18 protein-coding genes are annotated in these 17168 nt (G+C 62.6%); 1 reads left to right on the top strand and 17 read right to left on the bottom strand.

All coding sequences use genetic code 11. From position 1 onward, the window contains the following. Positions 1 to 42: 42 nt before the first annotated feature. From CR103_RS11970 to rpsB, 17 genes are all read right to left on the bottom strand, one after another. Positions 43 to 828, bottom strand: a complete 786-nt coding sequence (locus CR103_RS11970; protein ID WP_099916207.1) for a TrmH family RNA methyltransferase — start codon at positions 826 to 828, stop codon at positions 43 to 45. Then, positions 825 to 1505 (bottom strand): ribonuclease HII, encoded by a 681-nt coding sequence (rnhB, locus tag CR103_RS11965; protein WP_099916206.1) that lies wholly within the window; start codon positions 1503 to 1505, stop codon positions 825 to 827. The genes CR103_RS11970 and rnhB overlap by 4 nt, the downstream gene beginning before the upstream one ends. Beyond that, positions 1502 to 2704 carry a lipid-A-disaccharide synthase gene (gene lpxB, locus CR103_RS11960; protein ID WP_267873992.1) on the bottom strand — a complete coding sequence of 401 codons (1203 nt, stop codon included), beginning with the start codon at positions 2702 to 2704 and terminating at the stop codon, positions 1502 to 1504. Before lpxB ends, rnhB begins: the two co-directional genes overlap by 4 nt. Then, entirely contained in the window at positions 2688 to 3485 is a 798-nt protein-coding gene (gene lpxA / locus CR103_RS11955; RefSeq protein WP_099916204.1) for an acyl-ACP--UDP-N-acetylglucosamine O-acyltransferase, read from the bottom strand. Before lpxA ends, lpxB begins: the two co-directional genes overlap by 17 nt. A 1-nt stretch (position 3486) precedes the next feature. Beyond that, positions 3487 to 3972 (bottom strand): 3-hydroxyacyl-ACP dehydratase FabZ, encoded by a 486-nt coding sequence (gene fabZ / locus CR103_RS11950; protein ID WP_099916203.1) that lies wholly within the window; start codon positions 3970 to 3972, stop codon positions 3487 to 3489. After that, complete coding sequence (gene lpxD, locus CR103_RS11945; protein WP_099916202.1) at positions 3969 to 5036, bottom strand: UDP-3-O-(3-hydroxymyristoyl)glucosamine N-acyltransferase; 1068 nt, start codon at positions 5034 to 5036, stop codon at positions 3969 to 3971. Before lpxD ends, fabZ begins: the two co-directional genes overlap by 4 nt. A 28-nt stretch (positions 5037 to 5064) precedes the next feature. After that, on the bottom strand, positions 5065 to 5529 hold the full coding sequence (locus CR103_RS11940; RefSeq protein WP_229443025.1) for an OmpH/Skp family outer membrane protein: 465 nt from the start codon (positions 5527 to 5529) through the stop codon (positions 5065 to 5067). Positions 5530 to 5626: 97 nt separating this feature from the next. Continuing rightward, positions 5627 to 6163 (bottom strand): OmpH/Skp family outer membrane protein, encoded by a 537-nt coding sequence (locus CR103_RS11935; RefSeq protein ID WP_099916201.1) that lies wholly within the window; start codon positions 6161 to 6163, stop codon positions 5627 to 5629. A gap of 38 nt (positions 6164 to 6201) precedes the next feature. Further along, a complete protein-coding gene (bamA, locus tag CR103_RS11930) occupies positions 6202 to 8538 on the bottom strand; it encodes an outer membrane protein assembly factor BamA (protein WP_099916200.1) in 2337 nt (778 codons plus the stop codon). A 50-nt stretch (positions 8539 to 8588) separates the two neighbouring features. Beyond that, a complete protein-coding gene (rseP, locus tag CR103_RS11925) occupies positions 8589 to 9935 on the bottom strand; it encodes an RIP metalloprotease RseP (RefSeq protein ID WP_099916199.1) in 1347 nt (448 codons plus the stop codon). Next, entirely contained in the window at positions 9932 to 11113 is a 1182-nt protein-coding gene (gene ispC, locus CR103_RS11920) for a 1-deoxy-D-xylulose-5-phosphate reductoisomerase (protein WP_099916198.1), read from the bottom strand. Before ispC ends, rseP begins: the two co-directional genes overlap by 4 nt. Before the next feature lie 10 nt (positions 11114 to 11123). Further along, entirely contained in the window at positions 11124 to 11951 is an 828-nt protein-coding gene (locus CR103_RS11915; protein ID WP_099916197.1) for a phosphatidate cytidylyltransferase, read from the bottom strand. Further along, positions 11951 to 12700, bottom strand: coding sequence for a polyprenyl diphosphate synthase (uppS, locus tag CR103_RS11910; RefSeq protein WP_099916196.1), 750 nt, complete (start codon positions 12698 to 12700; stop codon positions 11951 to 11953). Before uppS ends, CR103_RS11915 begins: the two co-directional genes overlap by 1 nt. Before the next feature lie 23 nt (positions 12701 to 12723). Further along, positions 12724 to 13284 (bottom strand): ribosome recycling factor, encoded by a 561-nt coding sequence (frr, locus tag CR103_RS11905; protein WP_099916195.1) that lies wholly within the window; start codon positions 13282 to 13284, stop codon positions 12724 to 12726. Between the two features lie 79 nt (positions 13285 to 13363). Beyond that, a complete protein-coding gene (gene pyrH / locus CR103_RS11900; protein WP_099916194.1) occupies positions 13364 to 14080 on the bottom strand; it encodes a UMP kinase in 717 nt (238 codons plus the stop codon). 155 nt (positions 14081 to 14235) lie between these two features. Next, positions 14236 to 15144: a translation elongation factor Ts gene (gene tsf / locus CR103_RS11895; protein ID WP_099916193.1), complete on the bottom strand. Its 909-nt coding sequence runs from the start codon at positions 15142 to 15144 to the stop codon at positions 14236 to 14238. A 149-nt stretch (positions 15145 to 15293) separates the two neighbouring features. Then, a complete protein-coding gene (gene rpsB / locus CR103_RS11890; RefSeq protein ID WP_099916192.1) occupies positions 15294 to 16046 on the bottom strand; it encodes a 30S ribosomal protein S2 in 753 nt (250 codons plus the stop codon). A gap of 400 nt (positions 16047 to 16446) precedes the next feature. Between rpsB and CR103_RS11885 the strand changes: the two genes are divergently transcribed. Next, positions 16447 to 17133 carry a Bax inhibitor-1 family protein gene (locus tag CR103_RS11885; RefSeq protein WP_099916191.1) on the top strand — a complete coding sequence of 229 codons (687 nt, stop codon included), beginning with the start codon at positions 16447 to 16449 and terminating at the stop codon, positions 17131 to 17133. Positions 17134 to 17168: the final 35 nt, after the last annotated feature.

Below are 17168 nucleotides of genomic sequence, written 5' to 3'. Positions count from 1 at the left end.
TATGCTCCAGACGAAAGATTAACCTGTAGCAACCAGCCGCGTCTACGCCTGATTTTGCCGCAACTGCTCAAAAAAACACACTGCGGCGCATGCCGCCACGTTGAGCGACTCGATTTGGCCCAGGTGCGGAATCACCACCTGGTGAGTGGCCAGGGCCAGCAGGTCGTCGGCCACGCCCTGCCCTTCATGCCCCAGCAGCCAGGCGACCGGCTGGCGCAGGTCGACGTCGTACAGGCGCCGTGTGGCGTAGCCGCTGGTGGCCAGCACCATCACCGTGGCGCTTGACACCAGCGCGGCCAGGTCGACGTTCTCATAAATCTCGAGCACGAAATGGGCGCCCATCGCCGCCCGCAGCACTTTCGGCGACCAGCAGAAGGCGGTGCCGGCGCTGCAGTAAACCTGCGTAATGCCGGCCGCCGCGGCGCTGCGCAGGATCGAGCCGACGTTGCCGGGGTCTTGCAGGTTGTCGAGCAAGACCGCCGACTGCGTCAACGGGCCGGCAATCGCACGCACCGGGGCGTCGACCAGGAACATCAGGCCGATGCCATTGTCGACCTGGCTCACCGCGTTGTAGAGCGGGTCCGGCAGCGCCGTCACATGGGCGTGGAGGTCCTCGCAGCGCCGGACGACATCGAGCACTTCCGGATTCGCCAGCGCGCTGTCGGCGACGATGCAATGCACGGGCGCGCCGCGCAGCGTCAGGTAGCCCTGGCATAGGTGTACGCCGTCGAGCAGGGTGCGGCCAGCCTTGCGCCGCGCCTGCGAGCTGGCGGCCAGTTGTTTGAGTTCCTTGTAGAGCGGGTTGTCGCGCGAGGTGATGGTTTTCATCGTGATTCCTCCAGGCCAAAGTCGAGCGGCAGCGACCGGGTAATCAGCTGGCCGGCCAGGGCCCGGCGCACCGGGGCGAACGAGCGCCGGTGCGCCGGACAGGCGCCGTGTTCGGCCAGGCGTTCCATGTGCAGGCGGGTGCCGTAGCCCTTGTGCTGGTCGAAACCGTATTGCGGATACAGTTCGTGCAGCGACACCAAGGCGCAATCGCGCGCCGTTTTCGCCAGGATCGACGCGGCAGAAATCGCGTGTACCTTGTCGTCGCCTTCGACGATCGGATGGCAGCGCACCTGCATCACGGGGCTGCGGTTGCCGTCGATCAGGGCGATGGTCGGCAGTATGGCAAGCGCTTCGACCGCGCGCTTCATCGCCAGCATGGTCGCCTGCAAGATGTTGATGGCGTCGATTTCTTCATGCGAGCATTCGGCGACGGCCCACGCCAGCGCGTACTGCCTGATTTGCGGCGCCAGTTCGTCGCGCCGCGCGGCGCTCAGTTTTTTCGAATCGCGCAGGCCGTCGATCGGGCGGCACGGGTCGAGAATCACGGCGGCGGCGAACACGCCGCCGGCCAGCGGCCCGCGGCCGGCCTCGTCGACGCCGCAGACGACGTCCAGTTCGGTGAACGGATACTGCGAACTTTTAAGGCCCGGGTAGAAATTGATTTTCTTTTTCGTCATAGTGAGGCGCGTGATGAAGATGATGCTTGAATGACGCGCAGGACGGCGGCGGCGCTTTCCTCAGCGCTGTTGCGCAGCAAACTGTGATGCATGTCGGTGAAACGCTGCACCAGGCGCAGGCGGTTCGGCGCGTCGTTCAGCTGGATCCAGACGGCGTCGGCCAGCGCCTGCGGCGTGGCGGCGTGTTGCAGCAGTTCGGGCACGACGAATTCGCGCGCCAGGATGTTCGGTAAACCAATCCACGGCTGGTAGCCCATGTGGCGCATGACGTGCCATGACGCCGCCATTACCTTGTAGGCGATCACCATCGGCTTCTTGAACAACGCCACCTCCAGGGTGGCAGTACCAGAGGCCACCAGCACCGCGTCGGCGGCGCAGATCGCCTCGTGCGAGCGCCCTTCGACCAGCAGGATGCCGACGTCGCCCAAGCCTGCCCGCGCCACCAGTTCATTAAAATGGGCGCGCTGCTTTTCGCCGGCCATCGGCACGATGAAGCGCAGGCCGGGATCGCGCGCGGCGAGCAGCTTGACGGCACCCACAAACGGCGCGGCCAGGTACTTCAGTTCGGCCATGCGGCTGCCCGGCATCACGGTGACGACGCGCGCATCGACGGCGATGCCGAGCGCGCGGCGCGCCGCGTCCTGGTCAGGTTGAAGCGGGATCATCTCGGCCAGCGGGTGGCCGATGTAGGTGACCGGCACGCCGGCCGCTTTATAAATCTCTTCTTCGAACGGGAAGATCACCAGCATGTGCGACACGGCCTTGCGGATTTTGTTGATGCGCCCGCCGCGCCAGGCCCAGATCTGCGGGCTGACGAAGTGCACCGTCGGGATGCCGGCCGCTTTCAGCGCCATTTCCAGCCCGAGGTTAAAGAGCGGGTAATCGGCGCCGATGAACACCGCCGGCCGTTCGGCCAGCAGGCGCTCGCGCAGCGCTGTCTGGATTGCCTTGATGGCGCGGTAACGGGGGATGATCTCGAACATCCGGCCGACCGCCAGCGCCTCGATCGGCAGCTCCGACACCATGCCCTGCTCGATCATGCGCGGCCCGCCGATGCCGCGAAAGCGCGCCCCCGGAAGGCGCGCCCGCAGGCCTGCCAGCAGGCGCCCGGCAAGCATGTCGCCCGACACTTCGCCGGCCACCAGCGCGACCGTGGCGTTGGCCGGGACGTTGGCCAAAGCGTCAGCGGACGATGCCACGGCTGGCCGTTTCCAGAAAGTCGCAAAAAGCGCGCACGTGCGCCGCACCATCGGCGTCGAGCTCTTCGCTTGCCGCCTGCCCGGCCAGCGCCGCTTTCGCTTCTTCCAGCGTCAGGCCGGAGCGGTACACGGTTTTATAGGCGGTGCGGATGGCGTCGATCTGCGGCCGGGTAAAGCCGCGCCGCTTGATGCCTTCGATGTTGACGCCGCGCGCGCCGGCCGGGTTGCCCGACACCAGCACGAACGGCGGCACGTCCTGGGTCAGGCTGGTATACATGCCGACAAACGCATGTTCACCAATTTTGCAGAACTGGTGGACGCCGGCGTAGCCCGACAGGATCGCCCAGTCGCCGACGACGACGTGTCCGGCCAGCTGCGCGTTGTTCGAAAAAATTGTGTTGCTGCCGACCTGGCAATCGTGCGCGAGGTGAACGTAGGCCGAGATCCAGTTGTCGTTGCCGAGCCGGGTCACGCCGGCGTCCTGCACGGTGCCGGTATTGAAGGTGCAAAATTCGCGCACCGTGTTGCGGTCGCCAACTTCGAGCCGGGTCGCCTCGCCCGCCCACTTCTTGTCCTGGGGCGCGGCGCCGATCGACGAGAACTGGAAGAACTTGTTGTCTTCGCCGATCGTCGTGTGGCCTTCGATGACGACGTGCGGGCCGATCACGCTGCGCGCGCCGATTCTCACGTGCGGACCGATGATCGAAAAGGCGCCGACTTCGACCGAGCTGTCGAGCTGCGCTTTTGGATCGACGATGGCGCTTGGATGAATCAGGGCCATGTTACTGCACCGCCGGCTTGCTCGCGTCGCTAGTTCCGCGGATGGTGCACATCAATTCCGCTTCCAGCGCAATGGCGCCGTCGACGGTGCCGACCGCCTTGTATTTCCAGATGCCGCGCGATACGCGCAGGATCTCGACGTCCATCTTGAGCTGGTCGCCGGGGCCCACCGGGCGCTTGAAGCGGGCGTTGTCGATGCCGACGAAATACACGATCGAATTCTCGTCGGGCGAGACGCCCATCGTCAGGAACGACAGCAGCGCGGCGGTTTGCGCCAGCGCTTCGATCATCAACACGCCCGGCATCACCGGCTTGTGCGGGAAGTGGCCGTTGAAGAACTCCTCGTTCGCCGTAACGTTCTTGATGGCAGTGATCGACTTGTTGGCTTCCCACGTCAGCACGCGGTCCACCAGCAGCATCGGGTAACGGTGCGGCAGCAGCGCCTTGATCTGGCAGATGTCGAGGGTCTTGTTGTCAGTTGTGTTCATATCTTCTCTGTAGGCTTTGTAGGTTCGGTCAGGGTCTTGATAGTTTTTTCCAGCGCGCGGATTTTCTCGCGCATGGCGGCCAGGTTGCGCACGATCGCCGCGGTTTTTTCCCACTCGGCGTTTTTCGCCAGCGGATAAAATCCCGTGTACTGGCCAGGTTCGAGGATCGAGCGCGACACCATGCTGCCCGACGAGATATGCACCTTGTCGGCGATCGTCAGGTGGCCCAGCACCATGGCGGCACCGCCAAAGGTACAGTATTTGCCGATCGTCGCGCTGCCGGCCACGCCGACGCAGCCGGCCATTGCCGTATGGGCGCCGATACGGCAGTTGTGGCCGATCTGGATCTGGTTATCCAGCTTGACGCCATCTTCGATGATGGTGTCGGCCAGCGCGCCGCGGTCGATGCAGGTGTTGGCGCCGATGTCGACGTCGTCGCCGATCATCACACGCCCGGTCTGCGGGATCTTGATGTAGACGCCGCCCTCGTTGGCGAAACCAAAGCCGTCGGTGCCGATCACGGCGCCCGAATGGATGATGCCGCGCTTGCCGATCTGGCAGCGCGCATGGAAGGTCGCGTTGGCGAACAGGTGGGTAAGCTCGCCGATGACCGCGCCGCGGCCGATGAAGCAGCCGGCGTCGATCACCGCCCCGGCGCCAATCACGGCGCCGTCCTCGATCGTCACGTGCGCGCCGACGTGAGCGCTCGGGTCGACCCGGGCGTTGGCGGCGACGCTGGCCGACGGGTCGATGCCGGGCGCGGGCGCCACTTCGTCCAGCGCGGCGAAGAACTGCGCGGCGCGGGCGAAATACACGTAAGGGTTGTTGCTGACGATGCGCGCGCCGCGGTACGTCTCGGCGACGAAGGCGTCGTCAAGCGGCGAGACGATCATCGCCGCCGCCCCGCTGGCGCCCGCTTGCGCACGCAGTTTGCTATTGCTCAGAAAGCTGATGTCGGAAACGCCGGCGTCGGCCAGTGGTGCGATCCCGGTCACTTCCAGGTTAGGATCTCCCACCAGCTGGCCACCCAAGCGTTCGACCAATTGACCCAGTCGCGTGCCCATCCGGTTGTCCGTTCGATGTGTTCAGGTGCTACTGATCGAGCAGCCTGATGATTTTGTCGGTGATATCGACGCCCGGTCGCGTCCATAGAACGTCCCGGAACAGCACGATGTCGATTTTTTCCTGCTCGGCGACCTTGCCGATCAGGGCCGCCGCCTTCTGGGCGATCAGTGCGCGCTCCTCGTCCTTGCGGTGCTCGAGATCGTCGCGAAAGCCGGTCTGCTTGCGCTGCACTTCCTTGTCGAGGTCGAGCACTTCGCGCGCGCGCCGGGTGCGTTCCGCTTCGCCCAGGGCCTCTGTGTCGCTGTCGAATTTCTCGCTCAGGCGCTTGAGGCGGGCGAACAGCTCCTGGTTCGATTTGTCGCGCTTGGCAAAATCGGCGGTGATGCGGGCCTCGATCGACTTCGCCAGTTTCGAATCGGCGTACAGCCGTTCGGTGGCGACGAAGCCGACCCGGCCCGGCCCGCCTTGCGCGCAGGCCTTAGTTGCCAGCAAGCTTAGCCCAACGCTCAGTCCAAGGGCGACGATGGCGGTTCTGAAATGAATGGTCACGAAGTTGGCCAGAAAGTTGGTCACGAAGCCGGTCACGTCGTTACTTGTCGAGCAGCTTGATGATCTTGTCGGTGATGTCGATCCGCGGGCTCGACCAAGCCGACTCCTGCAGCACGACGTCGAGCTTTTCCTGTTCGGCGATCAGTTCGATCAACTTGTACGCCTTTTGCGCGATATTGGCGCGCTCTTCGCTCTTACGCTGCAGTAAGTCCTCGTTGAATTCGCGCTGGGTGCGCTGGACGTCTTTTTCCAGCTCGGCCAACTCGCGGTAACGCTTGGTGCGCTCCGGCTCGACGAGACCGGCGTTGTCGGCGTCGAATTTCTCTGACATCGTCTTCAGGCGCGCCAGCATGTCCTTGATCGCCTTCTGGCGCTTGGAAAACTCGGCCTCGATCCTGGCGTCCGCCGTTTTCGCCAGTTTCGACTCGGTCATCAGGCGCTCGGTGAACACGAAGCCGATCCGGCTCGGCGCGCTGGTTTGCACCTGAGCTTGCGCCTGAGCCTGCGCCATCGGGCAGGCGCAGAAGGCCGCCAGGACAAGCGCCCTGGGCAGCAAGGCAGTCAGATTTTTCAACATAATTCTCCGCAATCTGGAAAGTCGACAGGCGTTTTGGATCAGAAACCGGTGCCCATCTGGAACTGGAAGCGCTCCAGGCGGTCGCCCGGCTTCGGGTTCAAGGGTTTAGCATAACTCAACTTGAGCGGGCCAACCGGGGAAATCCAGCTGACCCCAAGGCCGGCCGAGAAGCGCAGCTCGGAAGCGCGTATCTTCTGGCGTTCCTGGTAGACCTGGCCGCCATCGACGAAGCCGAACCAGCGCAGGCTGCGATCGAGTCCGCCGCCGGGGAACGGCATCTGCAGCTCGGCATTGCCGATCACCCGCTTGGCGCCGCCGAGTGCGTCGAAGTTGACCGGGTCGACGACGCCGAGCGACGAGCTTTGGTAACCGCGCACCGAACCGATACCGCCGCCGTAGAAGTTCTTGAAAACCGGGTAGTTGGTGCCGCGCAGGCCGCGGCCGTAATCGAGCTCGCCCTTCAGGGCCAGGGTGATCGAGCGCGTCAAGGGACGGTACCACTGCTGCTCGTAGACCGCGCGGTAGTATTTTGAATTGCCGACCAGGTCGAGCTCGAGGTTGGCGCGCTGGTAGCGGCCTAGCGTCGGCGTGATCGCACTGTCGCGGCTGTCGCGCTGCCAGGCTGCCGTCAGCGGCAGCGAATTGGTATTGGCGCTACCGACCCCACTCGCAATGCCGGTGAACTGGCGCACGTAATTCTTGTACACGGTCGGACTGCTGATATCGGTATCGATGGTGGTGCGCTCGAGGCCGGCGCCGAAGAAGACGGTGTCGTATTCCGAGAACGGCACACCGAAACTCATGCGCGTGCCGGTCTGCTTGACGGTAAAGCTGCCGACGTTGAGCGCCGGCGGTCGCTGGGTACGCAGGTACACCTCGAACGAGCGCGAGACGCCATCGTCGGTGAAATACGGGTTGGTCTGCGAGAACGCAATGGTGCGGCTGTAACGGCTGGTATTGAGTTCGATGCCGACCGTGTTGCCGCTGCCGGCGAAGTTGGCCTGTTGGATCGACGCCGTAAAAGTGAATTTTTCGGACTGCGAAAAGGCGCCGCCGATCAGGAAGTTACCGGTCGGTTTTTCGGTCACGGTCAGGTTGACGTCGACCTGGTCAAGCGTGCCCTGTGCTTCCGGCGTGTCGATCGTGACGTCCTTGAAGAAGCCGAGGCGGTCGACGCGGTCGCGCGAAGCCTTGATCTTGTTACCGTCGTACCAGGAGCCCTCGAACTGGCGGAATTCGCGCCGGATCACTTCGTCGCGGGTGGTGGTGTTGCCGGCGATGTTCATGTGACGCACGTAGGCGCGCTTGCCTGGATCGATGAAGAAAGTGAATGCAACCTGGCGTTTATCGCGGTCGATTTCAGGGTTTGCGTTGACGTTGGCGAAAGCGTAGCCGAAGGTGCCGAGGCGGTCCGAGATGCGCTTGTTGCTCTCGGTGAGCAGCTCGCCCGAATACGTCTCGCCGGCGCGCAGCAGCAGCAACGACTTCAGTTCGTCCTCGCGGCCGAACATCTCGCCATCGAGCTTGACGTTCGATACGGTGTACTTCTCGCCTTCGGAGATGTTGACCGTCAGGTAGATGTCCTTCTTGTCCGGCGTGATCGCCACCTGGGTCGACTCGATGTTCGCCTCCAGGTAGCCGCGGTTCAGGTAGAACGACTTGAGCGCCTCGATGTCGCCGGTCAGCTTGGTCTTCGAATACTGATCGGCCTTCGAATACCAGGTGAACCAGCCGCTGGTATTAAGGGCCATTATTTCGCGCAGTTCCTTGTCGCTAAAGCGCTTGTTGCCGACGATGTTGATACGTTTGATGCGGGCGATCTCGCCTTCATCGACGTTGAACATGACGGTGACGCGGTTACGCTCGATGGGCGTGACGGTGGTGGTGATCTTGACGCCATACAGGCCGTGCGACAGGTACTGGCGCTTGAGTTCCTGCTCGGCGCGGTCGACCGACGCCTTGTCGAAAATCTTGGTTTCGCCGACGCCGATTTCCCTGAGCGCCTTGACCAGCACGTCCTTTTCGAATTCCTTGGTGCCGGTGAAATCGACCGTGGAGATGGCGGGCCGCTCTTCGACCAGCACCACCAGCACGCCGTTTTCCTCTTCCAGGCGAACGTCCTTGAAGAAGGTCGTCGCGTACAGCGCCTTGATGGCGGCGATACTTTTTTCATCATCGAACGTTTCGCCGACCCGCACCGGCAAGTAGCTGAACACGGTGCCAGCTTCGGTGCGCTGGATGCCTTCGACGCGGATGTCCTTGACGACGAACGGGGTGATTGCGAGAGCCTGGCCGGAGCACATGGCGAGGACGGCGGCGCCAATCAAGCTATGGCGAAAAGATGGCAGTGCAAAACGATCTGAATGTAATTTCATTGGCTAAATCAATGTTCAATCATGATTAATGCATGTTCGGGGAAACCTGACTACAGGAGCCGGGAGACGTCGTTGAAAACAGCGAGCGCCATCAACATGACCAGCAAGCCCACGCCGGCGCGTTGTGCTATTGCTCCAATCCGCTCCGGCAAGGGGCGGCCGGTCAAAACTTCCAGCGAATAATACAGCAAAAGCCCCCCATCCAGCATCGGAATTGGTAACAGATTCATCACGCCTAGACTGATGCTGATGAACGCGATAAAGCCCAAAAACACCGAGGGACCCAGGCGCGCGGTCTGTCCTGCGTAGTCGGCAATCGTGATCGGGCCGGTGACGTTTTTCAGCGAGACTTCGCCGCTGATCATGCGGCCGATCATTTTGATGCTCAATACACTGGTGTCCCAGGTCTTGCGGACTGCCTTGCCAAATGACTCCAGCGGGCCGGCGACGACGGTGACCAGCTGCGGCGCCATGCTGGTGGCGACCTTCACCACCCATGCCTTGCGGGCGGCATCGAATTCGGGCCGCACCACGATCGGCTCGACCAGGGCGGCGCCCTCGCGCAGGATCGACAGCGCCAGCGGCCGCCCGGCGCTGGCGCGCACGGCGTCGATCACGTCGATGCCGTCAGCTACCTGCCGGCCGTCGATGGCGGTAATCAGGTCGCCTGTTTTCAGCCCGGCGCGTTCGCCAGGCCCGTCCGCCATCACCTTCTCGATGACCGGTTTCGGACGCGCCATGTCCAGCCCGAGGGTGGTGAGCACGTCGCTCTCGACGTTCAGGCCGGCCAGCTTCGAGGCCGGCACCACGGCAACGAACTGGCCGCCACCCGGCTGCGTGACGTCGAAGCGCGCCTCGCGCTTGTCGACGATGGCCTGCGTGATTTCCCAGCGCAGTTCGGTCCAGCCGGCGACCGCCTTGCCGTTCACCGCGGTGACGGTTTCGCCGCCGCGCAGGCCGGCCTGGAACGCCGCCGAATTGGCGGCGGTGGCGCGCAGCCTGGTCGAAGGTTCGGTCGTGCCGGCCATCGACAACCCGGTAAATATGGCGATCGCCAGCAGGAAGTTGGCAAGCGGGCCGGCGGCGACGATGGCGATGCGGCGCCAGACGCTTTGGCGGGTGAATTCGCGCCCCAGGTCGGCCTGACCAATCGCCGGGGCGTCGGGGTCGCGCGCGTCAAGCATCTTGACGTAGCCGCCCAGCGGCAAGGCCGACACCGCCCATTCGGTCTGGTCGGGGCCGAAACGGCGCGACCAGACGACCTTGCCCATGCCGACGGAAAAGCGCAGCACTTTCACGCCGCACAGCCGCGCTACCGTGTAGTGGCCAAGTTCGTGGAAGATGATCAAAGGCCCGAGCGCGAGCAGGAAGGCCAGGACGGTGGTGATCAGCGTCATCTCGTAACTCCTGCGACGATTTTTTCGGCGGCGCCGCGCGCGCGCGCGTCCTGCGCCATCACCGCCTCGATGCTGCTGGCGGCGCCGTGTTCGAGGTCGAACATGACGCGGGAAATCACGCGGTCGATGTCGCGAAAACCGATGCGACCGTCCAGGAAGGCCTGCACCGCCACTTCATTGGCCGCGTTCAGCAGGGCCGGCGCGGTGCCGCCGGCCGCCAGCGCCTCGAACGCCAGCGCCAGGCAGGGAAAGCGGGCGAAGTCCGGTTTGTCGAACTGCAGCGTGCCGATGGCGGTCAGGTCGAGCTGGGCGACGCCCGATTCGATCCGCTCGGGGAATGCCAGCGCGTGGGCGATCGGGGTGCGCATGTCGGGGTTGCCCAGTTGCGCCAGCACCGAGCCGTCGACGTACGAGACCATCGAGTGGATCACGCTTTGCGGGTGGATCACGACTTCGATCTGGGCGGCGGAAGCGCCGAACAGCCAGTGCGCCTCGATCACTTCGAGGCCTTTGTTCATCATCGTGGCCGAGTCGACCGAGATCTTGCGGCCCATGACCCAGTTCGGGTGCTTGCACGCTTCGTCGGGGGTGACGTGTTCGAGCGTCTCGACCGCGCGCGCCAAAAACGGCCCGCCGGACGCGGTCAGCAGGATCTTGGCGACACCGCAGCCTTGCGGCGAACGGGCGTACGACTGCGGCAGCGACTGAAAAATGGCATTGTGTTCGCTGTCGATCGGCAGCAAGGTAGCGCCATGCTGCTGCACCGCGTCCATGAACAGCTGGCCGGACATCACCAGCGCTTCCTTGTTGGCCAACAGGATTTTCTTGCCGGCGCGGGCGGCGGCCAGCGCCGGCGCCAGGCCGGCGGCGCCGACGATGGCGGCCATCACGCTGTCGGTTTCGGCAGCGGCTGCGACCTCGCACAGTGCCGCTTCGCCGTAGTCGACGTCGCAGCACACGCCGCGCTCTTTCAACAGGGCGGACAGCAGCCGCGCGGCCGCGGCGCTGCCGACTACCGCGCGCGCCGGGCGAAACCGCGCGCACTGCTCGGCCAGCGCCTCGACCCGGCTGTGGGCCGTCAGCGCGAAGACCTTGTATTTATCGGGATGACGGGCGAGCACGTCGAGGGTCGACGCACCGATCGAACCGGTGGCGCCTAGTATGGTTATGGATTGCATGAAACTCTCTCTAGAGCCAGGTGTCGATCAGCGCAGCCAGCGGCAGTACGGGGATCAGGGCGTCAATGCGGTCGAGCACGCCGCCGTGGCCAGGCAGCAGCTTGCTGCTGTCTTTGACACCGGCGCGGCGTTTGAGTTGGGATTCGAACAGGTCGCCGACCACGCTGGCGGCGGTAATGACAATCAAAATGGCGAACAGCGCGGCCCAGCCGAGGCGCTTCTGCACGTTCGCGGCAAAGGTGTCAGCAAACAAGGTGCCCGACAGCACCGACAGCGTGGCCAGCAGCAGCACGGCGACGCCGCCGCCGATCGCGCCTTCCCACGACTTGCCCGGTGAAATCATTGGCGCCAGCTTGCGCTTGCCGAAAGCCTTGCCGGCGCAGTAGGCGCCGATGTCGGCGATCCACACCAGCGCCATCACCGACAGCAGGTACAGCGGCGAATGGCGAAACAGCGCCACGATGGCGGCGAAACAGGCGACGATGGCGGCCGCATACGTCAGGCTGAGCAAGGTATTGCCGCCGGACGCGAGCGGCGGCAGGCCGATTTTCAGCGACGGCGCCAGGCGCAGCAGCCAGACCAGGACGCTGATGGCGAACCAGAACAAGGACTGCGCCTGGACGGCGAAGAAAAAGGCGTACGCGAATGCCGCGGTCCAGGCCAGGCTGATCAGCAAGGCCATGGGCGATCCCGGATTGAACAGGCGAAAACCCTCCCAGATCGCGGCGCCGAAAAACAGCGTGACAACGACGGCGAAAGCGGTCGGATTGGCCCAGTACAGCACCGGCAGCAGTACCGCCAGCAGGACAATTGCGGTGATGATCCGGGTTTTCAGCATCAGGTTTTCTTGGCCAGTTGGGCGCCGGTGCGGCCGAAACGCCGCTCGCGCTTGTGGTACGAGGCGATTGCATCGTCGAGCGACGCGCATGAAAAATCCGGCCAGAAGGTATCGGTGAAATACAGTTCCGCGTAAGCGAGCTGCCACAGCAGGAAATTCGAGATGCGCTCTTCGCCGCCGGTGCGGATGAACAGGTCCGGCTCGGGCGCGTACGCCATCGCCAGGTGCCCGGACAACTGCTCTTCGGTGAAGTCGACCGTGCCGGGGTTGGCCGCGACCATCTTGCCGGTGGCCTGCATGATGTCCCAGCGGCCGCCGTAATTGGCGCAGACGGTCAGCGTCAGGCGCGTGTTGTTGGCGGTGCGCCGCTCGGCGTTGGCGATCATCTCGCGCAGCTTGGCGTCGAAGCGCGACAGGTCGCCGACCACTTTCAGGCGGATGCTGTTGGCGTGCATCTTCGCCACTTCCCGTTCCAGCGCGGTGACGAACAGGCGCATCAGCAGCGACACTTCCTCTTCGGGCCGGCGCCAATTTTCCGACGAAAACGCGAAGATCGTCAGGTACTCGATGCCGCGATCGACGCAGGCTTCGACGCAGACACGTACCGCCTCGACACCCTTGACGTGGCCGGCCACGCGCGGCAACAGGCGTTTGGTAGCCCAGCGGCCGTTGCCGTCCATGATGATGGCGACATGGCGCGGTACCGCGTCAACCTCGGGCACTGCTGTCGTCGAGCTTTTAAAAATCATAAATCCAGACTGTAGTTGCGCATTTATACCGTCAGCACTTCTTTTTCCTTGTCGACCACCATGCGGTCGACGTCGGCGATGAACTTGTCGGTCAGCTTCTGAATTTCGTCGGTTGCACGGCGCTCGTCGTCTTCCGACGCCAGCTTGTCCTTGACCAGTTTCTTGACCTGCTCGTTGGCGTCGCGGCGGATGTTGCGGATCGCGATCTTGGCGTCTTCCGCCTCGTTCTTGACCAGCTTGACCATTTCCTTGCGACGCTCTTCGGTCAGCATCGGCGTCGGCACGCGGATCTGCTCGCCCTGCGACGACGGGTTCAGGCCGAGGTCGGAATCGCGGATGGCGCGCTCGATCGCGGCCGCCATCTTCTTTTCGAACGGCGCCACGCCGATGGTGCGGGCGTCGATCAGGGTCACGTTGGCCACTTGCGTCAGCGCCGTCGGCTGGCCGTAATATTCGACCGTGATATGGTCGAGGATGCCGGTGTGGGCGCGGCCGGTACGTACCTTGGCCAGGTCGGCCCGCAGCGTTTCAATGGATTTGGTCATGCGCTCTTGCGCGTTTTTCTTGATGTCAGCGATGGTCATGCTGCTCTCCTCTGGCTTATAAAATTGCTATTTGTTAGCTGCTGTTTGTTGGGTTGCTGTTTATTAACAATTATTTATCTTACACGTGAACCAGGGTACCTTCGTCTTCGCCCATGATGACGCGCATCAGTGCGCCTGGCTTGACGATGGAAAACACCTTGATCGGCAGTTTCTGGTCGCGGCACAGCGAAAACGCGGTCGCGTCCATCACCTGCAGGCGCTTCGAGATGGCTTCGTCGAACGTGATCGACTCGTAGCGCGTCGCGTGCGGGTCCTTCTGCGGATCGGCAGTATATACCCCATCGACCTTTGTTGCCTTCAAAACAATCTCGGCGCTGATTTCGGCACCGCGCAGCGCGGCGGCGGTGTCGGTGGTGAAGAACGGGTTACCGGTGCCGGCGGCGAACACGACAACCTTGCCCTCTTCCAGGTACTGCAGCGCTTTCGGGCGCACGTAAGGCTCGACCACCTGCTCGATGGCGATCGCCGACATAACGCGCGCGACGATGCCGACGTGGCGCATGGCGTCGGCCAGCGCCAGCGCGTTCATCACGGTGGCCAGCATGCCCATGTAGTCGGCGGTGGCGCGGTCCATGCCCTGGGCGCCGGGGGCGACGCCGCGGAAGATGTTGCCCCCGCCAATCACCACGGCCAGTTCCACGCCCGCCTTCGCCACTTCGGCGACGTCGGCAACCATGCGCTCGATGGTGGCGCGGTTGATGCCGTAAGGATCATCCCCCATCAGCGCTTCGCCAGACAATTTGAGAAGAACGCGTTTATAGGCTGGTTTGGTCATAGAGGCTCCTGGAATGACGGTTGTTCGGTATTAATCGCGGTGTTGATCGCGGTATCGACTGGGGTGCTCACTGCTGTTGACTGTGCTAAATACTGAGTGCTAAATTATCAAGGTAAAAAAACGGGCCTTCCGGCCCGCTTTGCTACTTGCTGCTATTACTGCTTCGAGGCAGCCATCTGTGCAGCAACTTCCGCGGCAAAGTCGTCCTGCTTCTTTTCGATCCCTTCGCCGACCACGTACATCGTGAACGACTTGACGGTGGTGTTTGCCGCCTTGAGCATCTGTTCGATCGACTGCTTGTCGTTCTTGACGAACGGCTGGTTCAGCAACGACACTTCTTTCAGGTACTTCTGGACCGAGCCTTCGAGACGCTTGGCCAGGATTTCCGGCGACTGCGCCGGCTTGCCGGCGGCAACTGCCGCGTCAGCGTCTTCCTGTGCTTTCAGGGCGGCGACCGAGCGCTCTTTTTCGATCATTTCGACAGGCACCTGGTCGGACGACAGCGACACCGGCTTCATCGCAGCGATGTGCATCGCGATGTCCTTGCCGACTTGCTCGTCCGCGCCATCGAAGTCGACCATCACGCCGATGCGGTCGTTGTGCAGGTACGACGCCAGCTTGGCGGTGGTGTCGAAACGCTGGAAGCGGCGGATCGACATATTCTCGCCGATTTTGCCGATCAGTGCGGCACGCACGTCATCGAGCGTCTTGCCGTCGAGCGGCAGCGCCAGCAAGGCAGCCACATCGGCCGGGTTGTTTTCGGCGACCAGGCGGGCGGCATTGTTGGCCAACGCGAGGAAGTCGTCGTTCTTGGCAACGAAATCGGTTTCGCTGTTGATTTCCAACAGCGCGCCGACGCCGCCGGCGATGTACGCCACGACCACGCCTTCGGCGGTGATGCGCGACGACGCCTTCGATGCCTTGCCGCCCAGCTTGACGCGCAGGATCTCTTCAGCACGGGCCATGTCGCCTTCGGCTTCAGTCAGTGCCTTCTTGCATTCCATCATCGGTGCGTCGGTCTTGCCGCGCAGTTCGCCTACCATCGCTGCTGTAATCGCTGCCATGTGTTTCTCCTAAATGTTCGATTGGTGCGACGCCGCACGCGGACGCCGCTGTCGTTTTCGGGGGTGAAAAACAGTATTCTGCTTAAAAAAAAGGGTGAGCTCGATGCCACCCTTTTTGATGCTGCGGCAGGGCTTACCCCGCCGCTACATTATGCCTGCTCGGAAACTTCGACGAACTCGTCGGCGCCCGATTGCTTGGCGAAGTCAGCCACTTCGTTGGTCGCGCTGGCGCGGCCTTCGATGATGGCGTCGGCCACACCGCGGGCGTACAGCATGATCGCCTTGGACGAGTCATCGTTGCCTGGAATGATGTGGGTGACGCCTTCCGGGGAGTGGTTGGTATCGACGATGCCGATGACCGGGATGCCCAGCTTGCCGGCTTCGGTGATCGCGCCCTTGTGGTAGCCGACGTCGACGACGAAGATTGCGTCAGGAACGCCGCCCATGTCCTTGATGCCGCCGATCGATTTTTGCAGCTTGGTCATTTCGCGTTCGAACATCAAGCCTTCTTTTTTCGACAGCTTCTCGACCGAACCGTCTTCGATCTGGGCTTCCATGTCCTTCAGGCGCTTGATCGAGGTCTTGATGGTCTTGAAGTTGGTCAGCATGCCGCCCAACCAGCGCTGGTCGACGTAAGGCACACCGGCGCGCTGGGCTTCGGCGGCGATGATGTCACGCGCCTGGCGCTTGGTGCCGACCATCAGGATGGTGCCGCGCGAAGCTGCAACCTGCTTGACCGTTTTCATCGCTTCCTGATACATCCCCATCGTCTTTTCGAGGTTGATGATGTGGATCTTGTTGCGGTGGCCGAAGATGAACGGCGCCATTTTTGGATTCCAAAAACGGGTTTGGTGACCGAAGTGGACACCGGCTTCCAGCATTTCACGCATTGTTACGGACATTTAATTCTCCAGGGTTGGGTCTGGAATCCGGTCAGTCACCATTGAGGCACCCTTTGCGACCGGACTCGCGATTTAACATTAATTTTGCTACTGCTCTACAAATTACTCGAAAACCAAACCAAGCAACCCGGTATTTTAACTGATTTGGGCCGGCATTTCAAGCAGCCCGCAGAGAAACCTGCAGAGGCGCCCGTGTCGCTGATGACCTGGTGCGGTTTTGCCTGCCGGCACTACGCGCGGCGCGCGCCTCGAAACCGATGGCATGATACCCCCGGCAAGCCACGCCGGACGCGCGCGCCACTTCGGCCCGTATTAAGAGAAGCTTAAGAATCGTGATGCACTATGACGAGTGCGGGCAGTCATGCTGCGCCGCGACACTCACCACGCAAGGAGCTCCACCATGAATTCGAATCTTCAGTCAACCTACGAACAATCAGGCAGCCTGCCGTCAGTACGGCACCGGGTCCTGCGCAACACCTACTGGCTGCTCGCGCTGTCGATGATCCCGACCGTATTTGGGGCGTTCGTTGGCGTGCAGTTGCAACTTCCCATGCCTAGCGGCTTTTTAGGCATGGCGATGTTTCTGGCAGTTGCGTTCGGGTTCATTTTTGCCATCGAAAAAACCAAGAACTCCGGTCTCGGCGTTGCCTTCCTGATGGGGTTCACCTTCTTCATGGGCTTGATGCTGACGCCGATTTTGACCAGAACGCTGGGCTTTTCGAATGGCGGCACGCTGATCATGACCGCCTTTGGCGGCACCGCCACGATCCTGGCGGTGATGGCGAGCGTGGCGACGGTTTCCAAGCGCGATTTTTCCGGAATGGGGAAGTGGCTGCTGGCCGGCGTGGTCGTGCTGCTTCTCGCTTCCGTTGCGAACATCTTTCTTGGCATGTCGGCGCTGTCGATCGTTATTTCCGTCATGGCCATCGCCATTTTTTCAGCGTTCATCCTGTACGACGTCCAGCGCATCATCAATGGCGGTGAGACCAACTACATTACCGCAACACTGAGCATCTATCTAAGCGTGTACAATATTTTTGCAAATCTGCTGGCGCTGCTGGGTATCGGCGGAGGTAGCCGCGACTGACCGGCTATTTGCCGGCGCACCTGTGGTGGCGCGTT

Source organism: Massilia psychrophila (genome assembly GCF_002760665.1).
GTDB lineage: Bacteria > Pseudomonadota > Gammaproteobacteria > Burkholderiales > Burkholderiaceae_D > JAFCUW01.
This window is presented reverse-complemented; position numbering and strand designations above follow the sequence as displayed.